The sequence below is a fragment of the Streptomyces sp. NPDC003456 genome (assembly GCF_042878735.1).
In the GTDB taxonomy this organism is placed as follows: Bacteria; Actinomycetota; Actinomycetes; order Streptomycetales; family Streptomycetaceae; genus Streptomyces.
This window is the reverse complement of the sequence record NZ_JBIAOK010000002.1, coordinates 973,363-993,484: the sequence shown is the minus strand read 5'-3', so window position 1 is coordinate 993,484 and position 20,122 is coordinate 973,363. Positions and strand designations below refer to the sequence as shown.

Here is a 20,122-nt window from a genome sequence, read left to right as displayed (position 1 = left end):
ATCCGGACCCCGGCCCGCACCACCGACCGATGGCGTAGACCTCCACCGACGACGGGCGTAGGCGTTGCGCGACGGCGTGTGGACGAAGGACGCATCACCTCACGCGAGCGCTTCGCGCAGCCCTCGTGGGGAGCCGCCCGGCCACGGCGCGTTCTCGACTGCGCGACCATGGCCGGGTGACCACAGCGAGAGGTCAGAAGCTGACGCGTGTGGTGCAGAAGTCTTCCGGCACTCCGACATCCGTCAGGGCGTCGTAGGCGGCCACTGCGACGGGTGGCGGGATCCGGCTCACGGCTCGTCGTGCCCGTCGTCGTGCGGGGACGGCAAGGGGTCCGTGACCCAGCCCGCGGTCAGCACGAGCCGTGTGTGGCGGTGCAGGGCGAGGAAGCCGAAGGGCCGGTCATAGGTGGCGCTGATCCGGGTGGTGACGTAGCGGAGGTCGGGCAGAGCTCCGCCGACGGCACCGAACGCCGTCACCGAGGCCGCCTCGAAACCCAGTGCGTTGAACGTGGCCGTCGTGTGCTGCTGGGCCGACCCGACGGCGAGCGGGAAGTCGCTGATGCCGGGGAAGTGCCCGCGCGAGGTGTCCCGTGCCGTCGTGAGCCCGAACAGCCGGTGCATCAGCAGGAGATCGTGGCACGCGGACATGTCGTACGCCGCGGTCGTCACGTCCAGCGACGGCGGTTCGGGCCGCGTGTTGCGCACCTTCTCCACCCGCAGGCCGGGACCGGCGTGCCCGTAGGGCAGCCGAGGGCCCGGCACGACCGCGTGCCGGCCGGCGAGGATGTCGACCCCGGCCTGCAGCACCTGCCCCGGCTCCATGCCCTCGTCGCCGAGCAGCAGGTGCACGTCCAGGGCGTTGTTGCCGAGCACCTTCAGCTCGGTGACGTGTCCGCCGGGTGTGTCCGCCACCGCTACCCGGTCCAGCACCGCACTGGAGCGCTGCAGCCCCAGCCGCGGCGTGGTGGCCCACGGCTCGTACGCCGTCTCCAGTTCCGTTTCGTCGAACGGGCTCAGCCACCGCGTGCGCAGGGTCAGCGCGCTCGCCAGCACCAGGTGCGTGTCGCGGGTCAGCCCCATTGGCATGCGGTCGATCAGCCCGTCGGTCCGCTTCGCCGCCCAGGCGTCCAGCGCGCGCCGGTCGGTGGCAACGTCCCCGGTGAGCACCCCGTGGGCGTCGGCCGGCAGGCTCTGCCGCCACTGCTCCTTCAGCTCCAGCGTGCGCTGCGTCCACAGCCCGAGGGCTGTGTCCAGTCCTCGCATGGCGTTCATGGCGGTGAGCACCTCACGGGCGGCGGCCGGCGCTTGTCCGGCGTCGAGTCCCAGCGCCTCGGTCAGCTCGGCGCGCGCCGGGCCCCCGGCTCCGTCGGCCAGGTGTGCCAGCAACGGCCACACCGCCGCCGCCGAGAACACCGTGCCGCCCTCCGAGGCACCCGCCCACCGCGCGGTCAACCCGTTCACCGCGCGGACCGTCGTCGTCGCGACTCTCATGCCACCCCCGTCGTCGGCGCCGCCGCCGCACCGCCGCACCGCAGCTCGGCGCCTCACTCCTCGAACGCTCCGCGCAACATACAGCGTGATCGCAGCGTGGCCGTCACGTCCGCGGGCAGGCCCTCGCGTCCGCGCCCCGGCGGGGTCGTGGGGCGTCCCGGCCGTCCGCCGCCCCCGCGCCCTCAGGGGGCCTCGGGCGGTGCGCCGAGCGTGTCGCCGTAAAGGCGGAACAGGCGCAGCTGCGCGGGCCCGTCGGTGCCGGTTCCGCGCAGGCGTTGCCAGCAGTCGGCGGTGAGGCGGCGTGCGTGGGCGCCGGGCCAGGGCCGGGGCAGCAGTTCCGGGGGGAGCAGCGGGTCGGGGTTCATGGCCCTGGTGAACTCGGCTGCCAGTTCGACGGCCGTCGCCAGCCGCCCGGCCGCCGCATCCACGGTGCTCTCGGCGTCTCGCGGTGCGTCCAGCTCGGCCAGGCAGTGCCGCGCGAAGGTGGTGAGCCGTTCGTAGCGGGTGGCGATGTCCGGCAGGGGCCACAGCGCGGCGGCCAGGGCCGCCGGGTCGGTGACGGAGCCGATGCGGAGGTCGGTGCTGGTGAGGAAGGTCATGGAGTCCAGGACGCCCAGGTGGCGGGCGTGGGCCTCGACGATGCCGGTGACCGGGTTGGCGGTGACGTAGAGGCCGCCCTGGAGAGGCGCCGCGCCGAGGTGCAGGAGGGTGTCGCGCAGGGCGTCGCGGACGCTCCGACGGGATTCGGGGACGGCGAAGGCGAACAGGTGCCAGACGCCGTCCCAGGGGGCGAGACCGGCGTCCTGCCGGTAGGCGTGGCGTACGTACTCCGCGTCCGGTGCCAGGGCTCCGGTCGGGTCGGCGACGGCCCGCAGGACGGCCTTGCGTCCCCGGCCGTCCTGGGTGAACCGGCCGTCGGCGACGAGGCGTTTGACGCACAGGCGCACCTGCTGGTCGGTCATGCCCAGCAGGCCCGCGACGCCGTACAGCTCGGCGGCGTCCACGGTGCCGTCCTCCCGCACGAGGGCGTGCACGAGCAGCCGGGTGGGGACCTCCGGCCGGGGCGGACGTGCGGCGCGCCCGCCGGTGACCGGGGTGCCGGTGTCACCGAGGCCGTCGGCGTCGGGGGTGCGGGTGTCACCGAGGTCGTCGGCGTCGGGGGTGCCGGCGTCCGTCACCGCGCGCCCCCGTCGGTCCGGTCCGCCTCGGTGACGGGGCGGTACATCGTCGTCACGGCGCCGAAGCCCAGCAGGCGGCGCAGGTAGGGCGTCCGCTCGGTGTGCCCGGCGACGAAGCCGTGCCGTTCGTACAGGGCGCGGGCGCGCGGGTTGGTGTCGATGACGTCGAGGCGGACGCGACGACAGCCGTTCTCGGCCGCGACGGCGGCGACCTGCTCGAGCAGCAGGCTGCCGATCCCACCGCCCCGGTGCCGCGCGTCCACCGCGATGCCGTCCATGACGAGTTCCGCCTTCGCGGGAGTGCGTTCGAACAGGGCGAGGACCGCGAGCCGGGGCAGGCCGCGGAGGACGCCGTAGGTGGACAGGACGTCCGGCACGTCGCCGCCGGTGAGCGCGCGCCCGCCGAGCCGGTAGCCGGCCACGCCGACCACCTTTCCGTCGACGAGGGCGGTCACACCCCGGTCGTGGTTGAGGTGGGCGGCGATGAACTCCCGCCCGGTTTCCGGGGGGTCGAGGGCGGGGCCGAGTTTGCGGCCGAACGCTTCCCAGTAGAGGGCGGCCACTTCCCTCTCGGCTCCTTCCGGCACACCTCGCCGGCACGCGACGGCCTCGGCCCCCCGGCCGCCGTCCGGTGGGCCCTCCGCCGTCGGGCGCTGCGGGCTCGTGGGCTCCATGCTCCTGCTCCTCCTGCCTTCCCGGTCACCGTCCACGATTGATTCTAGTACGTTCATTCCTGGCACGAGCGTTTTTCGAACGATAGATTTTGCTGGACGACGGATTGCGGAGGTCCGATGCCGGTACGACGGGGAGCAGTGCGCGCCAGGCGTGGTCGGCGGTGGCTGCTGTGGGTTCTGGTGGGCGCCGTGCTGGTGGCGGGGGGTCTCGGTGGGGTCGTGGTGTGGCAGAACACGTACGCACTCCGGGAGGAGCGCGTGGTGCTGCGCCACGAAGGTCACCGGCTGGAGGGCGTACTGGCCCGCCCGCCCTCGGGTGAGGGGCCGTTCGGGCTCGTGGTCTTCGTGCACGGGGACGGGCCCGTGGACGCGACCCACGACACCTTCTACCGGCCGGTGTGGGAGGCGTTCGCGCGGGCGGGTTACGCCTCGCTGTCGTTCAGCAAGCCCGGCGTGGGCGGCTCGGAGGGCGACTGGCTCGACCAGAGCATGGACGAGCGCGCCGAGGAGACGCTCGCCGCGGTCGCCTGGGCGCGCGAGCGTCCCGGGATCGACGGCCGTCGCATCGGGCTGTGGGGGGCGAGCCAGGCGGGATGGGTCCTGCCGAAGGTCGCCGCGCGGGACCGGCGCATACGGTTCGTCATCGCCGTCTCCCCGGCCGTCAACTGGCTGCGGCAGGGCCGGTACAACCTGCTCGCCGAACTCCGCCGCGAAGGCGCCGGCCGACGGCGTGTCGAGACGGAGCTGCGCCGCCGCGAGACGACGCTGCGGCTGCTGAGGCGGGGCGCGTCCTACGCGGAGTACCGCGCGACCGTGGGGGACGCGGGCGACATCACTCCCGGCCGGTGGCGGTTCATCGCGGAGAACCACACCTCCGACGCGGTCGCCGATCTGCGCGCCATGCGGGGGACGCCCGTCCTTCTCGTGCTGGCCGGCCACGACGTGAACGTGGACGTCGCGGAGACGCGGGCGGTGTACCGCAGGGAGCTGCCCGCCTCCGCACTGAGCGTCGCGCACTTCCCCGACGCCACGCACGCGCTGGTGGATCACGACATCGAGCGCTCGTCGTGGCGGCTGACCGCGACCGCCGTCTTCGCGCCGCGCAAGCTCTACGCGGCGGGATTCCTCGACCGGCAGGCCCGCTTCCTGCGGGAAGCCGGCGCGCGGGAGGGAGGGGAGTGAACCCCGCAGGGGCCGGTGCGCGCGCCGCGGCCGGTTCGGTCCCGGGCGGTTCTCACTCGACCGAGCAGGGTGTCGGTGACCGGACAGCTGTGTCCGCCGCACGACCATGACACAGATCCGGCAGGACCAGGCACGGGCGGACGTGCAGGACGACTCCCAGGTGGCCGGTGACCGCCGCGAGGCGCCGCCGGGACGCGAGGGGGGCGGGCAGGCCGGCGGCAGGGAGCCGTCGATCGGTCAATCGCTCGGTTGCGGAAGGATGTTGTGCGTGGACCGGAACAGGTTGTGCGGGTCGTACAGCGTCTTGACGCGGCGCAGTCGCTCGTAGTCGCCGGCCGCGAAGAGCTCCCGCACGTGCTCCGGTGACAGGGGGCCGCCGTCGTGGTAGACGGAGTTGAGGCTGCGGCCGACGGTCCAGGGTTCCAGTGCGTCGTAGACCTGCCGGTGGACCGGCCGGGCGGCCGCGGGCGGCGCGGCCGCGCCGCCGGTCATCACGCGCAGCATGTACGCGGCGTCCCTGGTCCCGACCGCGCCCCGGTCGGGGGACGGGCGAGCGAAGGCCCCGCCGAGGTGGCGGATCTCGATGCTGCACGGTACGGCCGCGCCGGGTCCGGCCACGTCCACGACCGTGCCCAGGGCCGTGGGGTCGAGTGCGCGCAGCAGGACGTTGCCGCCGAAGTAGGCGTGCGGGGCGTGCGGATCCCGGTAGATGTCGCCCACCCGCGTGTAGGGCATCTCCCGGACGGTGTCGAGCAGCCGCGGGCCGAGTGCCCGCAGGGGCGCAACGAGCCGTTCGCCCTCCTCGGCGGAACCTGTGAACGCGATCCGGATGTGTGCCGCGTAGCGTCCGTGCAGCGGCTCGGGGACGTTCGGCCACGGCGGGCAGGCCATGAGGCACAGGGAGGAGGTGAGTTCGTCGGGCAGGGTCGACGTCCACGCCCGGTAGGCGAGCAGCAGGTCGAGGGGGCGGTCCGCGGCGAGGTGGAGGCTGCCGCCGTAGAGCCGCGTGAGCGGCATGAGGGCCGTTTCGACGGCGGTGACAGCGCCGAAGTTCCCGCCGCCGCCGCGCAGGGCCCAGAACAGGTCGGGCTCGGACTCGGCCGTGACATGGCGCAGGACGCCGTCCGCGGTGACGACGTCGAGGGCGCGGACGTGGTCGCTGGCGTAACCGGTGCGGCGGCCGAGCAGTCCGGTGCCGCCGCCGAGGAGGTAGCCGACGACACCGATGCCGAGGGCCGAGCCGTTGACCGGGGCCAGACCGTGCGGGGCGGACCGCTCGACGACCTCTCCCCACAGCACCCCCGCCTGCGCTGTGACCGTCCCTGCGTCCGGGTCCACCGTGAGGGTCTTCATCCTGCGCGTGGTGATGAGCACGCCTTCGCCGTTCAGGGCGGTGACGATGCCGTGTCCGGTGGACTGCACGGCGACGGGCAGCCTCCGCTCGGCGGCGAACCGGACCGCGGCACGCACGTCCTCGGGGCGGGTGGCGCCGACGACGAGAGCGGGGCGGTGGCGGAAACCGGCCTGGAATCCGGCCCGTTCGTCGTCGTACCGGCTGCTGCCGGGCAGGAGTACGGGGCCTTCCACCTCGGCGGCCAGCGTGCCGGCGTCGCCCTTCATCCGTTGTTCTCCTTCCTCGGGCGTCCGGTCACCGCGACGCGAGGGCAGCCGCGCCCTCAAGTCCGTCAGCGCAGGGACGAGTTGTCCTGCATCCAGTGGAAGCCGCGGCTGACGAGAGGGAAGGTCTCCGGGGGGCGGCGGCGCAGGTGCAGGCGCAGGTGGGAGCCGTCGGCCTTGCCCTCCAGGATCAGCCGATCGTCGGCGGGCCGCTCGAAGGCGAACGTCACCTGCCAGGCGGGATCGGCCATCTTGACCAGGGAGAGGGAGCGGGCGTTCATGTCGAACGCCGCCATGCAGGGGTCGAGCGAGTCGTCCATGTGCTGGACGGCCGCGGCGTCGGCGGAGTCCACGACGAGGCGGCGCCAGCGTCGGCCGTCGGTCGTCACAGGCGGGCGCTGTTCGCCGTCGACCCGGAAGTCGGTGACGTCCCAGACTCCGTACAGTTCGGGCTTCTCGCGTCCGCCCGCGTGGTTCTTCCAGAACGTCCAGTCGTTGCGCAGCTGCGCGCCGAGGAGCCACAGCCCGGCCCCGGCCTGGAGGGCGGTGGCGATCCGGTTGGCCCGGCGGGAACGGAAGAGGTCCGTGAGGGCGGCCGCGGGCAGCGGGCGCTCCGTGAGCGCTGCCTCGGCCAGGCGGGGCGCGTGCGGGGCCAGCAGAAGCAGGCTGAGCAGGAGCAACTGGAAGGAGTGCACCTTGACGGGGACGTCGAAGGTCATGTTGAGCAGGAGCACCTGCGCCATCTCCGCGGCGGACAGCAGCGCGCCCAGCGACGCCGTGCGCGGCACGACGAGCAGCAGTCCGCTCGCGATCTCGGCACAGCCGAGGACCATCTGGTAGGGCGTCGAGGATCCCGTCTGCGCCCACAGCAGACTCATCGGGCTGAGCGCGCCGAGCGGCTCGACGAGCTTGGACGGCGGCAGCTGGAACTGCAGCGGGACGGCCTTGGCCGCGCCGTAGGAGAACATCTGGCCCGCGAGGCAGAAGCGGGCGGCCAGGCGGAGCCACTTGTCCGGCGTCGCACCGCCCGTCCGGCGCCGGTCCAGCACGGACCACAGCGGTGTGGCCGCGGCGGCGCCCGCGAGCCAGCAGAGCTGCCCCGCCCAGGCGTGCGCGTCGTCGCCGCCCTCGAAACGGTCACCCGGTTCCTTGCCGAGGACCCGGACGGACATCCAGTTGCGCACCGGGCGGATGGCCCAGAGCTTCGCCCAGGCGTCGGCCGCTTCCTGCAGACGCCCCATGCCGCCCCCGCGCAGCGCCAGGTAGACCTGCGGGGAGGTCAGGCAGTACAAGCCCGTGTAGACGCAGCCGAACCGGTAGGCGGTGCGGGCGGCCGCGAGCCGGTTCGGCGTGGCAGGACCGGTGGCCTGCGACGCGATCGCCCGCCTTGCGGCCCGGCCGGCCGGGGCTGACGCGGCGGTCCGCAGCCACTTGCCTACTCGCACCTTCATCGTTCCTCACCTTCTCGGGGACCGTGGTCGGTGGTCGCGGTCAGTCGCGGCGGAATCGTCCGAGCCAGGCGTGCACGTCGAGGAGTTCGGACGTGGTCGGGATGACGCCGCGCATGAGGGACTCGTCGATCGACTCGACCGTCCAGCCCTCGGCGAAACCGTCGCGCAGGTGCTCGGCCGAACGCTTGAGGGCGGGCGGCTCGTCCTCGTCCGGGAGCGGGGCGGGGATCTCCTCGATGGCGTCGGCCAGCCGCGCCTGCATCTCCGCGGACCCCCGGTCGCTGATCGAGAGGATGTGTGCCACCGCCCCGGGGCGGCAGGCGCGGTGCAGGGCCGCCGCGTAGGCGCGCAGCCTGTCGCCCTCGAAGGTGTGGGCGAGGCCGGAGTCGATCACGGTGTCGAAACGCCCTGCGTAGTCCGTCAGGTCGAGGGCGTCGGCGACCTCGAAGACGGCGCCCAGCCCGCGCGATCCGGCCTTGTCCCGGGCGAGGGAGATCGCCGTCGGGGACAGGTCCAGCCCCGTCACCTCGTAGCCCTTGCCCGCCAGGTGGAGGGCGTCCTCACCGGTGCCGCAGCCCGCGTCGAGCACCGCGCCGCGGATGAGGCCCGCCGACTCCAGGGCGACGTACGCGGGTTGGGGCGCCCCGATGTCCCAGGGCGGGCGCTTGCCGAAGGGGCTCTCCCCGCGGTAGACGGCGTCGAACACCTCGGTCATCACCGCGGCGGCGTCGGGTGCGCCGGCAGGTTCAGTCATGGCTGCCATGATTGCGGCGGCCCCGGCGCCTCCCCGGTTCTCTTGCGGACTTCTGTCACCGGTGCGCCCGGCGGCGGCCGGTCCTCAGTGGTGGACGGCAGCGAGCAGGGCCGCCATGTGGATGGCGTCGGCGGCGGCGGCGCCCGCCGCGGTCGACGCGGTGACCGACTGCTTCCAGCGACTGGTCAGGTCCCCGGCGGCGTACAGACCCGGCACGCCGGTGGACTGGGAGGCGTCGACGGCGACGAAGCCGGCCTCGTCGACGGTCAGCTTCAGCTCGTCGGCCACCCGCTGGACGACGGGTTGCTGGCGTTGGCGGGGCGTCCACACGAGGGTCTGCCGCTCCAGGACCCTGCCGTCGGCCAACTCGATGCCGTACAGGGCCCCTTCCCGGTGGCGGAGGCGGCGGACCGTGCCCGTGACGACGTCCCCTCCCCCGCTGCGGGCCGTCGCGCGAGCGGTCTCCAGGCCGGGCATCGTCTCGGGGCAGATCGCGATCGTGTCCTCGCTCCAGGCGCGGAAGGCGACGGCCGACATTCCCGCGAGTTCCGCGTTGTCCGCGACGGTCGCCCAGCTTCCGCCCGCGTTCTCCTCACCGAGGCAGAACGGGCAGTGGATGACGCTGCGGCCCCAGCACTCGGCGAAGCCGGCCACGTCGGCCGGGTGGACGTCGACGACACCGGTGGCGAGCAGGACGGTCCCGGCCTGGACGGTCCCACCGCTGCCGAGGGCGACCCGGAAGCCCCCGTCCGGAGCGCTGGACACGCCCTCGGCCTCGTCCTCCAGCCGCTCGACGGTCGTGTACCGGGAGAGTTCCCGCCAGGCCCGGGCCCGGAACTCGGCGGGAGTGACGCCGTCCATGCCGATGTGTCCGTGGACCCCCGCCGACGCGCTGTTGCGCGGTGCGCCGGGGCTGTCCACGACGATCACCGGGTGCCGGTACCGGGCCAGACACAGTGCCGCGGTGAGCCCGGCGGGGCCGGCTCCCACGATCACGGTGGGGTGGTCGGCGTGTGAGGACATCGGTCGATCCCTTCCGTCGGGCGGCATGAGCGGGTCCGCGCAGGAGGCGAGCGGTCGGGCGGGTGCTCGACGGGCACACCGGCGCGGGCGGTCGGCGGGCGGAAGCCGTCGGCCCGCATTCTGGTCGCCACCGCGGTGGTGGAAGGGGGCGGAGAAAGAGGTGCGCCAGACACGGGCGCGGCGGCGCGGTGGGAACGGTGGGTTGCCCGGTGGACCGCGTGGGCGCTCCGGTGCCGGGCTCCCTCCCGCACCGGCGGGGCCCGCTCCTCGGGACCGACGCAGTCCGGGACGCGGTCGTGCCCCCGCCCGGAGTCGCCGGGCGGGGGCGCGGACTTCCCGGCGTCAGGCGCCGACGTACTGCGCGAGGTGCTCGCCTGTGAGGGTGGAACGGGCGGCGACGAGATCGGCGGGGACGCCTTCGAAGACGACCCGGCCGCCGTCGTGCCCCGCGCCGGGGCCCAGGTCGATGATCCAGTCGGCGTGCGCCATGACCGCCTGGTGGTGTTCCACGACGATCACCGTCCTGCCGGCGTCCACCAACCGGTCGAGCAGGGCGAGCAGTTGCTCCACGTCGGCCAGGTGCAGGCCGCTGGTCGGCTCGTCGAGGATGTAGACACTGCCCGCTCCGCCCATGTGGCCGGCCAGCTTCAGCCGTTGCCGCTCACCCCCGGAGAGGGTGGTGAGCGGCTGGCCGAGGCTGAGATATCCCAGGCCGACCTCGGCGAGCCGGTCCAGGACGGTGCACGCGGCCGGCGTCCGCGCCTCACCGGTGCGGAAGAACTCGGCGGCCTCGGCCACCGGCATGGCGAACACCTCGCTGATGTCCCGGCCGCCGACCCGGTACTGGAGCACCGAGGGCTGGAACCGCTTGCCCCCGCAGTCGTCGCAGGTCGTGGCCACACCGGCCATGATCGCCAGGTCGGTGTAGATGACGCCGGCGCCCTTGCAGGTGGGGCAGGCGCCCTCGGAGTTGGGGCTGAACAGAGCGGGTTTGACCCCGTTGGCCTTGGCGAACGTCTTGCGGATCGGTTCGAGCATGCCCGTGTAGGTGGCCGGGTTGCTGCGCCGGGAGCCCTTGATCGGCGACTGGTCCACCGTGACGACTCCGTCCCGGCCGGCTACCGAGCCGTGGATCAGGGAGCTCTTGCCGGAGCCCGCGACCCCGGTGACCACGGTGAGCACGCCGAGCGGGATGTCCACGTCGACGTCGCGCAGGTTGTGGGCGTTCGCGCCGCGCACCTCCAGCACACCGGACCGCTCACGCACGGACGGCTTGAGCGAGGCCCGGTCGTCCAGGTGCCGTCCGGTGACGGTGCCGCTGGCGCGCAGCCCTTCGACGGTGCCCTCGAAGACGACCTCGCCGCCCTTGGTGCCGGCGAGGGGCCCGAGGTCGACGACGTGGTCGGCGATGACGATCGTCTCCGGCTTGTGCTCCACGACCAGGACCGTGTTGCCCTTGTCGCGCAGCCGCAGCAGCAGTTCGTTCATCCGCTGGATGTCGTGCGGGTGCAGGCCGACGGTGGGTTCGTCGAAGACGTAGGTGACGTCGGTGAGCGCGGAACCCAAGTGGCGGACCATCTTGACGCGTTGGGCCTCACCGCCCGAGAGCGTGCTCGAGGACCGGTCGAGCGAGAGGTAGCCCAGGCCGATCTGGACGAACGAGTCGAGGGTCTGGCCGAGCACCGTGAGCAGTGTCGTCACCGACGGGTCGGTGAGGCCGCGGATCCAGGCCGCGAGGTCGCTGATCTGGAGGGCGCAGGCGTCGGCGATGCTGAGGCCGTCGATCTTCGCGGAGCGGGCGGTCTCGCTGAGCCGGGTCCCGTGGCACTCGGGACAGGCGGAGAACGTCACCGCCCGGTCCACGAAGGCGCGGATGTGCGGCTGGAGTGTCTCCTTGTCCTTGGACAGGAACGACTTGCGCACCCGGGCGAGGAGGCCCTCGTAGGTGGTGTTGACGCCCTTGACCTTGACCTTGACCGGGTCCCGGTGCAGGAAGTCGTGCCGTTCCTGCTCGCTGTAGTCGCGGATCGGCTTGTGCGGGTCGAGGAAGCCCGACTCGGTGAACGACTGCACCACCCAGCCGTCGGGCTTCCAGCCGGGCACGACGATCGCCCCGTCCGCGAGGGACTTGGAGTCGTCGAACAGCTGGGCGGGGTCGATGTCCGAGACGGAGCCGATGCCTTCGCACCTCAGGCACATGCCGCCGACGACGCTGAAGCCCTTCTCGATCTTCTTGCCGTTGACCACGAGGACACCCGACGCGTCGGCCGAGGCGACGTTGAACGCGAAGGCCTTCTGCGAGCCGATGTAGGGCTTGGCGAGCCGGCTGAACAGGATGCGCAGCAGTGTGCCCGCGTCGGTGGCGGTGCCCACCGTGGAGCGGAGGCTGGTGCCCATCGGCTGCTGGTCCACGAGGATCGCGGTGGTGAGCCCGTCGAGGACGTCGACCTCCGGCCGCGCCAGCGTGGGCATGAAGCCCTGGATGAAGGCACTGTAGGTCTCGTTGATCAGCCGTTGCGACTCCGCGGCGATGGTGTCGAACACGAGGGAGCTCTTGCCCGAGCCGGAGACTCCGGTGAACACGGTCAGCCGCCGTTTGGGGATCTCCACCTGCACGTTCTTGAGGTTGTTCTCACGTGCTCCGTGCACACGGATCATGTCGTGGCTGTCGGCGGCGCACAGCTTCGCGGGCTGGGTGTCCGTCTGCGTGCCGGCGGTCATGGTGTCCCTCCCGTTGGTCGGACGCGGCACGCCTTCGTCAGGTGACGTGGTGACGAGTTCCTGAACGTCCCGGTTCATGGGTTCAAGCGTATACCTGCAAACTCGGTCGAGACTTTTGCCGAATCGGCCCTGAGAATCTCCGCTAGAGTCTCAAAGCGTGAAGCACCTGCGTCCCCACGATCTGGCCCGTGAGCACGGCATTTCCACCCAGGCGGTCCGCAACTACGAGCGGGACGGGTTCATCCCGCTCGCCGGGCGCACGCCGTCCGGTTACCGCGCCTACACCGAGGTCCACGCGGCGGCCCTGCGCGCCTACCTGGCGCTCGTCCAGGCCCACGGCTACGCCACGGGCGGCGAGATCATGCGGTCGCTGAACACCGGCGACCTCGACGCCGCGCTGACCGCAGTGGACCGCGGCCACGCCCAACTGCTGCGCGACCGCGGCACGCTGGACGCGGTGGGGCGGGCGGTGGAACATCTGACCCGCGACACCGGCGTCTCCGCTCGGGCTTCCTCCGACGGAGAGCCGCTCAGCATCGGCGAACTCGCGCGCCGTTTGGGGGTCACGGCGGCGACCCTGCGCAACTGGGAGGCGGTGGGCATCCTCTCCCCCGCCCGGGAGCCGGTGACGGGTCACCGTTCGTTCGGTGCCACGGACGTGCGCGACGCCGAACTGACCCATCTCCTGCGCCGCGGCGGATACCCGCTGGAGCACATCCGCACGGTGGTCCGGCAGATCCGCACGGCCGGCGGCACCGAGGCACTCTCCGACGCGCTCGACGACTGGCGTCGACGGCTCACCGTCCGCGGTGTCTCGATGCTCGACGCGGCGGCCCGCCTCGGCGGATACGTGGCCCTGCTGGGCATCGCCCCGGCCGGACCGCGGGCGGCCGCGGCACCCGCTCCTGGGCCCGAGTCCCCACCTGCGGTTTGAGACCTCACGGCTGAGCAGGTCCGGCCGCGGCACCGGCGGCTTCGCCGGAAGCCTCAACAGGTCTTTCAATGATTCGATGGACAGACATGAGCAAGGACTTCCACGACCTCCCCCTGACCTCGTGCTCCGTGCTGGCGCTCGGCGAACCCACCCACCGCGAACCCGCCTTCGGATGGGCGCGCAACGAGCTGTTCGCCCGGCTGACCCGCCTCGGCTTCCGTTCGATCGCCCTGGAGACCGACCGCGTGGCCGCGCTGCGTGTCGACGACTTCGTCAAGGGCGGCGAGGGGGACCTCGATGAGGTGGCCCGGGAGGGCTTCTCCCACGGCTTCGGCGACCTGGAGACCAACCGGCGCCTCATCGCCTGGATGCGCGAGCACAACGCGGGCCTGCCCCCGCGCGAGCACCTGACCTTCCACGGCTTCGACGTACCGACCGAGACGACCAGCGCGCCCAGCCCGCGGCGCTGTCTGGAGCACGCGCGGGACTACCTGGGGCTCGATCTCGACCTGAGCGGGCTGTCCGGCGCGGACGAGCAGTGGAGCCGTACGGAGGCGGTGACGGACCCGGCCATGTCGGTCGGCGCCACCCCGGAGGCCGCCCAACTGCGTTCCCTCGCCGAGGACATGCTCACCCTTCTCCACTCCCATGCCGCCGAGCGGATCGCCCAGACCTCGCGCGCGGAGTGGCTGCGGGCCAGGACCCACCTGACCGCCGGCCTCGGTCTGCTGCGCTACCACCGGCAGGCGGCGCAGCGCCTGGAGAGGAACGCCCGGCTGTCACGGCTGTTCGCCACCCGGGACGCGCTCATGGCGCAGAACCTCCTCGACATCCGCAGCATCGAGGGCGGCCGGGGCCCCACACTGGTCTTCGCCCACAACGTGCACCTGCAACGGACCCCGAGCAGCTGGAGCATGGGAGAGCTGCACGTCGAGTGGCCGGGGGCCGGCACCGTCGTGGCCCCGCTGCTGGGCGAGCAGTACGTCTTCGTCGCCGGCAGCCTGGGCCGCAGCGAGGCCGTCGGGCTGGGCGACCCCGAGCCGGGCACCTACGAGAGCGTCCTGCGGGACGGAGTCACCGACTGGGCCCTGGTCCCCGCCGGCTCGGTCACCGCCGCCCGGACCCGGACCGACACCACCCCTCAGCAAGGCTACTTCCCGCTCGAGCGGGCCGTCCTGGACACCGCGGACGCCGTCCTGCACGTCCCCGACGGCGCCGCCGTCACCTGCGCGGCGGACCTCCCGGGCGCCCTGGCCGGCGTCGGGAGCGAGCGCTGACAGAGACGGGAAGGATTCGCCGGGCTCCCCGGCCGCCGGAGGTTAGGTTCACCGTCGGTCAGGGAGCCTCCCGAAGGAGCTGAGCGCGCTTGAACACGGTTCCTGAACTGTTCGAGTCGATCGTCGCCCGGTGGGGCGGGGAGCCGGCGCTCATCGACGCGGAAGGCACCCTGCGGTACGCGGAGCTGAACACCCGGATCAACCGGCTCGCCCGCAGGCTCGTCGCGCACGGTGTCGGTCCCGACTCGCTCGTCGCGGTGGCGATACCGAAGTCCCGGGAGCTGATCGTGGCGATCATGGCGGTGCTCAAGGCCGGCGGTGCCTACCTCCCGCTCGATCCCGAGTATCCGGCGGAGCGCCTGGCGTTCATGCTGACCGACGCGCGGCCGGTGCTGCTGTTGCGGTCCTCCTCGGTGGCGCCCCTCGGCTCGGGCCCGGAGGAACTCGTCCTCGACGACCCGGCGTTGCGCGCCGCGTGCACGGCCCTGCCGGGGCACGACGTTGCGCAGCACGAGCGCCGTGCCGCGCTGCGCCCCGACCACCTGATGTACGTCATCTACACCTCGGGGTCGACCGGGACGCCCAAAGGTGTCGCCGTGCCGCACGGTGGTGTGCGCGACATGGCGGCCACCCAGGCGGCCGTCCTGGGGGCCGGTCCGGGTGACCGGGTGCTGCAGTGGGCGTCCATCAGTTTCGACGCCGCCTTCTGGGACGTGTCCCTGGCGCTCCTGTCCGGCGCGGCCCTCGTGATGGTGCCCGCCGAGGAGTTGCTGCCGGGCCACCCGCTGGGCAACACCCTGCTCAAGTACGGCATCACGCACGCGGTCCTGCCCCCCGTCGCGCTCAGCGAGACCGACGCCGACGGCGTCCTGCCCGGCGGGACGGTCATGTCCACGGGGGACAGCTGCACCCCGACGCTGGTGCGCAAGTGGTCGCGGACGCGGCGGATGTTCAACGGGTACGGCCCCACCGAGGTGACCGTCGGGGCGACGATCGCCGGGCCGGTGCGGGACGCCGGTGACGTAGCGATCGGCACACCGTGGGCGGGCAAGGAGGTGCACGTGCTCGACGAACACCTGCGCCCGGTGCCGTCCGGCACGGAGGGCGAGCTGTACATCGCGGGCAGCGGGCTGGCGCGCGGCTATCTCAACCGGTCGTCCGCGACAGCGGCGAAGTTCGTCGCCGACCCGTTCGGGCGACCGGGCACCCGGATGTACCGCACGGGCGACCGGGGCCGCAGGGGGCCGGACGGCCGGCTGTTCTTCACGGGCCGTGCGGACGGCCAGGTGAAGGTGCGCGGCTTCCGCGTCGAGCTCGGCGAGATCGAGACGCGGCTCGCCGCCCATCCGGTGGTGGACGTGGCCGTGGCCGTGGTGCGGGGTGAGCTGGCCGACGCGCATGTCGTCGGCTACGTCACCACCACGGCGCCGGTCGACTCCGCCGATCTGCGCGCCCACGTCGCCGCGTCGCTGCCCGCGCACATGGTGCCCGCACGGGTGACCGTGCTGGAGCGGTTCCCGACGCTGGCCAACGGCAAGATCGACCGGGCGGCCCTGCCGCGGCCGGAGGCGGGCCCCGAGAGGCCGGCGGGCAGCGGGCGGGAGTCGGGACCCGGGGAGGCGGACGACTGCGCGGCCGTGGTCTGCGCGATCGTGCGGGACGTCCTCGGGACCCCGGAGGCGACGACCGCCGACAACTTCTTCGAGCTGGGCGGGCACTCGGTGCAGGCGACCCGGCTGGTCTCCCGGATCCGGGAGCGGTTCGAGGTCGCGCTGCCGATGCGGACCGTGCTGGAGGCCGCCTCGATCGCCGAGCTGGCCGCGGTCGTCGAAAGCCGCCTGCCCGGCTGACACCACCTCAGCGGAAGGCGACCGGCAGACTGGCGTAGCCGTTGAGGAAGTTGGAGTAGATGGGGGCGGGCTCGCCGCAGATGTCGATCTCGGCGACGGAGGCGGCGAGTGCGCTCAGCAGGGCGCGCAGCTCCGCCCGGCCGAGGAACGCGCCGACGCAGAAATGCGGGCCGTGGCCGAAGGAGAGGTGCTTGTTGGGTGTGCGGGCCGGGTCGAACCGGCGTGGCCGGTCGAACACCTCCTCGTCGTTGTTGGCGGAGGTGTTCCACAGCGTGACGATGTCGCCCGCGCGCACCTGCCGGCCGCCTATCCGCAGGTCCCGGGTCGCCGTGCGGGCGAAGTGCATGGCCGGTGTGGCCCAGCGCAGCACCTCCTCGACGGCGGTGTCGACGGCGGCCGTCCCCTCGCGCAACGCCTGCCACTGGGCGGGGTGTTCGGCGAATGCCTTCACCGCGCAGATCGCCGACACGCGGGAGGACTCGTCACCGCCGAGCACGAGGCTGTAGCAGTTGAGGGCGACCTCCTCCAGGGTCAGCGGGTGGTCGCCCGCCTGCGCTGCGGCGATCATGCTGATCACGTCGTCGCCGGGGTCGGCACGGCGGTGGCGGGCGAGGTCCATGAAGTAGCCGATGATCTCGTTGCGGGCTTCCAGGGAGTCCAGCCGGTCCGACTCGGCGGCGTCCGAGGAGAGAGCCAGCTTGTTCCAGCGCAGGAGCTTGTCGCGGTCCGTCTCCGGGACGGACAGCAGATCGCAGATCGTGTTCATCGGGATGTGCTCGGCGACCTCCGCCGCGAAGTCGAACGCGCCCTGCCGGGTCACGGTGTCGATCAGCCGTGAGGTCCGCTCCCGCACCTTCTCCTCCACGGCCCCGAGGACGCGTGGGGAGAAGGCCCGCAGCATCAGGTTGCGCAGCTCGCGGTGGCGGGGCCGGTCGGTGACCGCGAGCATCTTGCCGCCGGCCGAGTCGCCGCCGCTCAGCAGGACGTCCAGGACGGTCCCGCGCGCGGAGCTCAAGGAGCGTGCGTCGGTGTAGCAGGACTGCACGTCGGCGTGCCGGGCGACGACCCAGAAGCCGGGGTTCCCCTCGTGCCAGTAGACGGGCCGGTGCCGGCGTACGTCGCGCCAGAACGCGTGGGCGTCGTGCTCGACGAAGACGCTCGCGCGGGTCAGGTCCAGCTCGGTCGGGGTGGTCATGCCGGAATCGTCACATCGGGGGCGCGGACGGCGGGCAGCTCTTGCCTACGTCTTTCCCCTGAATGAGAGAGGAAAGATTGCTGATCAGCCGGTTCCCTCCCGTGTCACGATCGGCACCACCGGTCCTCCTACGCGCCGGACAGTGCGGGTGCGGGCGGACCACGACGACGAGGAGGCGGCGTCCTGAGCACTCTGACGTACGGGGACTATCTCCAGATGGAGACCCTGCTCTCACTCCAAGAGCCGCACGTCCCTCACACAGCCGGCCGCGCGGTCGTCCTGGCCGAGCAGTTCTTCATCATCACGCATCAGACCTGCGAGCTGTGGCTCAAGCAGCTCGGTGCCGATCTGGACGCCGCCGCCGAGGCGCTCCTGCCTCCCTGCGACCCGCACGACCTGGAACTGGGGCTGGAGTTCCTGCTGCGGGCCGGCGACGTGGTACGGGTGCTCCAGCAGCAGTTGCTGGTGCTGGAGAGGCTTCCGCTGCGCTACTTCGCCGAGTTCCGGGCCTATCTCGGCACGGCGAGCGGTGCGCAGTCGGCGCAGTTCCGGAGGCTGACGGCCCTGCTCGGCAACAGCCACGACCAGGGCAGTCTGTACGAGGCGTTCGCGGCGGCGGCCGAGTACCACGGGCAGTCCGTCGACGAGGTCTGCCGGCGCGGCGTGGAGTGCGGGGTGCTGCACCGGCTCGCGGAAGCGCTGGTCGACCTGGGGAACGGATACTGGCACTGGAAGGTGGCTCACCTGGCGCTGGTGTCGAAGATGATCGGTGAGCAGAGCGGGACCGGCGGTTCGAGCGGTGTCGACTTCCTCGCCCGCCGGGTCACCCGGCCCTTCCCCGAACTCCGCCGGCTGCGCGGCAAGGTGCACCACGCTTAGCCTCCCGCCCGTCGCCTGTGTGCGTCCACGACAGCGGCGGCAACAGCGGGGAGGGAGTACCCGGCGCAGCCGGCGCCCGCTTCCGGCGGAGCGGTCAGCTGCGGGCTGCGAGGGCCTCGATGCCCGCGATCAGCAGGTCCAGGGCGAAGCCGAAGTCGCGGTCCAGCATCTCGGCCACCGTGTCGCCGGCCCGGGTCGCCATGACGTCCCCGGACCCTCCGGCGGCCTCGGCCGTGCCGGGGAGCTCGTCCACCAGCGTCATGGACTGCCGGAAGTACTCCTCCGGGGACAGACCCGTTTCGGCGATCCGGGTCAGGAAGTGGCTCTCGATCGTGCCGTAGCCGTACACGAACTGGAAGACGGCCGAGATCGCCCCGGTCACCCCGTGCGCGGGCAGCCCCGCCCGGTGGACGAGCCGCTGGATCACGCGGGCGAACGTGAGCGAGTTGGGTCCGATGTTGAGGTAGCGCCCGGCGAGCGGCGACAGCCAGGGGTGGCGGACCAGCAGTGCCCGGTAGGCCCCGGCCAGCCGCCGCAGCTGCCCGCGCCAGTCCTCGTCGGTGCGGTCCGCCTCGGGCAGCCGCAGTTCGGCGTAGACCGCGTCCAGGGCGAGTTCCAGCAGGTCGTCCTTGGTGTCGACGTACCAGTACAGGGACATCGCGGTGACGTTCAGTTCGGCGGCCAGCCGGCGCATGGAGAACCCGGCCAGGCCCTCGGCGTCCAGGAGCCGTACCGATGCCGCGGTGATCCGCTCCCGGTCGAGGCCGGAGGGCCGCTCACCGCGGCCGCCGCGCCGGACCTCCCGCCTTCGCCAGAGGCTGTCCCGCGCCGTCGTCTCCGCCTGCTTCGTCACCGGCGCACCTTCCTTCGACGGGATCATGTCCCGGCGCTCGATCCCCGTCGTCACACTCCCACCCGCTGCGCGTCGCTTCGCACGCCGTCCTCCGCGGCACACACCTGCCGCCGCGGGGCCGGTCCTTCGGGCGCGAGCGGGAGTGGGACGGGGGCACCAGGGCCTGTCGTTCGGATCATGACGCGGACAACGGTTCCTAGCGGGTCTCGACCTCCAGGGCGTACCCGCGGCCCCAGGCCGTGCGGATCACCAGGTCGGTCGGTGACAGGCGGCGGCGGAGCCGCATGATGTGGAGGTCGAGCGAGTTCCTCGTCGGCCGCTGCACGCGTTCCGCCAGCCGTTGGGCGAGTTCGTGCCGGTAGACCACCTCCCCGAAGTGCTCGATGAGCAGCTCCATCAACTCCGTCTGGACGTTCGAGACGGTGATCGAGTGTGCTCCGAAGGTGAGTGTCCCCGCGGAATCGAGGGTGGGTATCTGCCGGCTGTCGAGCCGGTTCTGCAGAGCCCTGACCCGGGCGTCGAGATCGTCCCGGGAGATGGGCGCCCGGACCCAGTCCTCGAACGGGTCGTTGCACACCGGCGGACGGGCACCCGCCTCCACCACGAGGAGGCGGGGTACGCCGTCCCTCCTACATCGGTTCCGAAGGTCCGTCTGGGCCGGCCATCGGACGAACATGACATCGCTGGTCGTACATCGCACAGCGTGCGCCTCCCCGTCGACGCATACAGGTGGTCACCGTCATCGCCGGCCGACGGCGCTCGCACGCCGGCCGGACAGGCACAGCAGGCCGCGGTCCGCGGCGCGGCGCTAACCGTTCGTCGTCTCCCGGAGGCTGCGCGGGCGCATGTCGGTCCAGTGCTCCTCCACATAGGCGAGGCTCTCGGCTCTCGCGGCGGGGCCGAAGACGCTGCGCCATCCGGCGGGCACCTCGGCGAAGGCCGGCCACAGGGAATGCTGGTCCTCGCCGTTGACCAGTACATGGAACCGGCCGCTGTCGTCGTCGAACGGGTTGGTGCTCACCTTGTGTCCTCCAGATCTCGTC

Annotated in this window: 17 protein-coding genes; 5 read left to right on the top strand and 12 right to left on the bottom strand. The window is 72.6% G+C overall.

The annotated features are described in order from the left end of the window. Window positions 1–288 precede the first annotated feature (288 nt). The 3 genes from ACFYWG_RS09920 to ACFYWG_RS09910 all read right to left on the bottom strand — a co-directional run bounded on the left by ACFYWG_RS09920 (window position 289) and on the right by ACFYWG_RS09910 (window position 3,232). The gene (locus ACFYWG_RS09920; protein WP_389200431.1) at window positions 289–1,491 is read right to left on the bottom strand and encodes a serpin family protein; all 1,203 of its coding nucleotides are present in this window, start codon (window positions 1,489–1,491) and stop codon (window positions 289–291) included. Window positions 1,492–1,673: 182 nt separating this feature from the next. Then, on the bottom strand, window positions 1,674–2,531 hold the full coding sequence (locus ACFYWG_RS09915) for a PaaX family transcriptional regulator C-terminal domain-containing protein (protein ID WP_389200766.1): 858 nt from the start codon (window positions 2,529–2,531) through the stop codon (window positions 1,674–1,676). A 134-nt stretch (window positions 2,532–2,665) separates the two neighbouring features. Then, the gene (locus ACFYWG_RS09910) at window positions 2,666–3,232 is read right to left on the bottom strand and encodes a GNAT family N-acetyltransferase (protein ID WP_389200429.1); all 567 of its coding nucleotides are present in this window, start codon (window positions 3,230–3,232) and stop codon (window positions 2,666–2,668) included. A 249-nt stretch (window positions 3,233–3,481) separates the two neighbouring features. Between ACFYWG_RS09910 and ACFYWG_RS09905 the strand changes: the two genes are divergently transcribed. Continuing rightward, on the top strand, window positions 3,482–4,525 hold the full coding sequence (locus ACFYWG_RS09905; RefSeq protein ID WP_389200427.1) for an alpha/beta hydrolase family protein: 1,044 nt from the start codon (window positions 3,482–3,484) through the stop codon (window positions 4,523–4,525). Window positions 4,526–4,762: 237 nt separating this feature from the next. Here ACFYWG_RS09905 and ACFYWG_RS09900 read toward each other — a convergent pair whose 3' ends face one another. From ACFYWG_RS09900 to ACFYWG_RS09880, 5 genes are all read right to left on the bottom strand, one after another. After that, window positions 4,763–6,145, bottom strand: coding sequence for an FAD-binding oxidoreductase (locus tag ACFYWG_RS09900; RefSeq protein WP_389200425.1), 1,383 nt, complete (start codon window positions 6,143–6,145; stop codon window positions 4,763–4,765). Between the two features lie 65 nt (window positions 6,146–6,210). Further along, the gene (locus ACFYWG_RS09895) at window positions 6,211–7,593 is read right to left on the bottom strand and encodes a DoxX family protein (protein ID WP_383500767.1); all 1,383 of its coding nucleotides are present in this window, start codon (window positions 7,591–7,593) and stop codon (window positions 6,211–6,213) included. Between the two features lie 40 nt (window positions 7,594–7,633). Next, window positions 7,634–8,347, bottom strand: coding sequence for a class I SAM-dependent methyltransferase (locus ACFYWG_RS09890; protein WP_383500764.1), 714 nt, complete (start codon window positions 8,345–8,347; stop codon window positions 7,634–7,636). Between the two features lie 84 nt (window positions 8,348–8,431). Then, window positions 8,432–9,370: an NAD(P)/FAD-dependent oxidoreductase gene (locus ACFYWG_RS09885; RefSeq protein ID WP_389200422.1), complete on the bottom strand. Its 939-nt coding sequence runs from the start codon at window positions 9,368–9,370 to the stop codon at window positions 8,432–8,434. 342 nt (window positions 9,371–9,712) lie between these two features. Further along, a complete protein-coding gene (locus ACFYWG_RS09880) occupies window positions 9,713–12,091 on the bottom strand; it encodes an ATP-binding cassette domain-containing protein (protein ID WP_385421256.1) in 2,379 nt (792 codons plus the stop codon). 157 nt (window positions 12,092–12,248) lie between these two features. Here ACFYWG_RS09880 and ACFYWG_RS09875 point away from each other — a divergent pair, with 157 nt between their 5' ends. The 3 genes from ACFYWG_RS09875 (at window position 12,249) to ACFYWG_RS09865 (ending at window position 16,152) form a co-directional block, all read left to right on the top strand. Beyond that, the gene (locus ACFYWG_RS09875) at window positions 12,249–13,025 is read left to right on the top strand and encodes a TioE family transcriptional regulator (RefSeq protein ID WP_389200420.1); all 777 of its coding nucleotides are present in this window, start codon (window positions 12,249–12,251) and stop codon (window positions 13,023–13,025) included. A gap of 86 nt (window positions 13,026–13,111) precedes the next feature. Continuing rightward, window positions 13,112–14,302 (top strand): erythromycin esterase family protein, encoded by a 1,191-nt coding sequence (locus ACFYWG_RS09870; protein ID WP_385421203.1) that lies wholly within the window; start codon window positions 13,112–13,114, stop codon window positions 14,300–14,302. Between the two features lie 89 nt (window positions 14,303–14,391). Further along, the gene (locus ACFYWG_RS09865; RefSeq protein ID WP_389200418.1) at window positions 14,392–16,152 is read left to right on the top strand and encodes an amino acid adenylation domain-containing protein; all 1,761 of its coding nucleotides are present in this window, start codon (window positions 14,392–14,394) and stop codon (window positions 16,150–16,152) included. Window positions 16,153–16,159: 7 nt separating this feature from the next. On the opposite strand, the gene ACFYWG_RS09860 is transcribed toward ACFYWG_RS09865, so the two are convergent. Continuing rightward, window positions 16,160–17,347, bottom strand: coding sequence for a cytochrome P450 (locus tag ACFYWG_RS09860; protein ID WP_389200416.1), 1,188 nt, complete (start codon window positions 17,345–17,347; stop codon window positions 16,160–16,162). A gap of 183 nt (window positions 17,348–17,530) precedes the next feature. Between ACFYWG_RS09860 and ACFYWG_RS09855 the strand changes: the two genes are divergently transcribed. Further along, window positions 17,531–18,226: a tryptophan 2,3-dioxygenase family protein gene (locus ACFYWG_RS09855; RefSeq protein WP_389200763.1), complete on the top strand. Its 696-nt coding sequence runs from the start codon at window positions 17,531–17,533 to the stop codon at window positions 18,224–18,226. A gap of 94 nt (window positions 18,227–18,320) precedes the next feature. Here ACFYWG_RS09855 and ACFYWG_RS09850 read toward each other — a convergent pair whose 3' ends face one another. The 3 genes from ACFYWG_RS09850 to ACFYWG_RS09840 form a co-directional block, all read right to left on the bottom strand. Beyond that, entirely contained in the window at window positions 18,321–19,106 is a 786-nt protein-coding gene (locus ACFYWG_RS09850; protein WP_389200761.1) for a TetR/AcrR family transcriptional regulator, read from the bottom strand. Window positions 19,107–19,275: 169 nt separating this feature from the next. Beyond that, window positions 19,276–19,683 carry a winged helix-turn-helix domain-containing protein gene (locus ACFYWG_RS09845; RefSeq protein WP_376332150.1) on the bottom strand — a complete coding sequence of 136 codons (408 nt, stop codon included), beginning with the start codon at window positions 19,681–19,683 and terminating at the stop codon, window positions 19,276–19,278. Window positions 19,684–19,887: 204 nt separating this feature from the next. After that, on the bottom strand, window positions 19,888–20,100 hold the full coding sequence (locus ACFYWG_RS09840; RefSeq protein ID WP_383500746.1) for an MbtH family protein: 213 nt from the start codon (window positions 20,098–20,100) through the stop codon (window positions 19,888–19,890). Window positions 20,101–20,122: the final 22 nt, after the last annotated feature.

Excerpts from the sequence above, each read along its gene's own strand:
- ACFYWG_RS09885 (WP_389200422.1), bottom strand. The coding sequence starts at position 9,370 with ATGTCCTCACACGCCGACCACCCCACCGTGATCGTGGGAGCCGGCCCC.
- ACFYWG_RS09850 (WP_389200761.1), bottom strand. The coding sequence starts at position 19,106 with ATGATCCCGTCGAAGGAAGGTGCGCCGGTGACGAAGCAGGCGGAGACG.
- ACFYWG_RS09895 (WP_383500767.1), bottom strand. The coding sequence starts at position 7,593 with ATGAAGGTGCGAGTAGGCAAGTGGCTGCGGACCGCCGCGTCAGCCCCG.
- ACFYWG_RS09890 (WP_383500764.1), bottom strand. The coding sequence starts at position 8,347 with ATGACTGAACCTGCCGGCGCACCCGACGCCGCCGCGGTGATGACCGAG.
- ACFYWG_RS09920 (WP_389200431.1), bottom strand. The coding sequence starts at position 1,491 with ATGAGAGTCGCGACGACGACGGTCCGCGCGGTGAACGGGTTGACCGCG.
- ACFYWG_RS09880 (WP_385421256.1), bottom strand. The coding sequence starts at position 12,091 with ATGACCGCCGGCACGCAGACGGACACCCAGCCCGCGAAGCTGTGCGCC.
- ACFYWG_RS09870 (WP_385421203.1), top strand. The coding sequence starts at position 13,112 with ATGAGCAAGGACTTCCACGACCTCCCCCTGACCTCGTGCTCCGTGCTG.
- ACFYWG_RS09900 (WP_389200425.1), bottom strand. The coding sequence starts at position 6,145 with ATGAAGGGCGACGCCGGCACGCTGGCCGCCGAGGTGGAAGGCCCCGTA.
- ACFYWG_RS09860 (WP_389200416.1), bottom strand. The coding sequence starts at position 17,347 with ATGACCACCCCGACCGAGCTGGACCTGACCCGCGCGAGCGTCTTCGTC.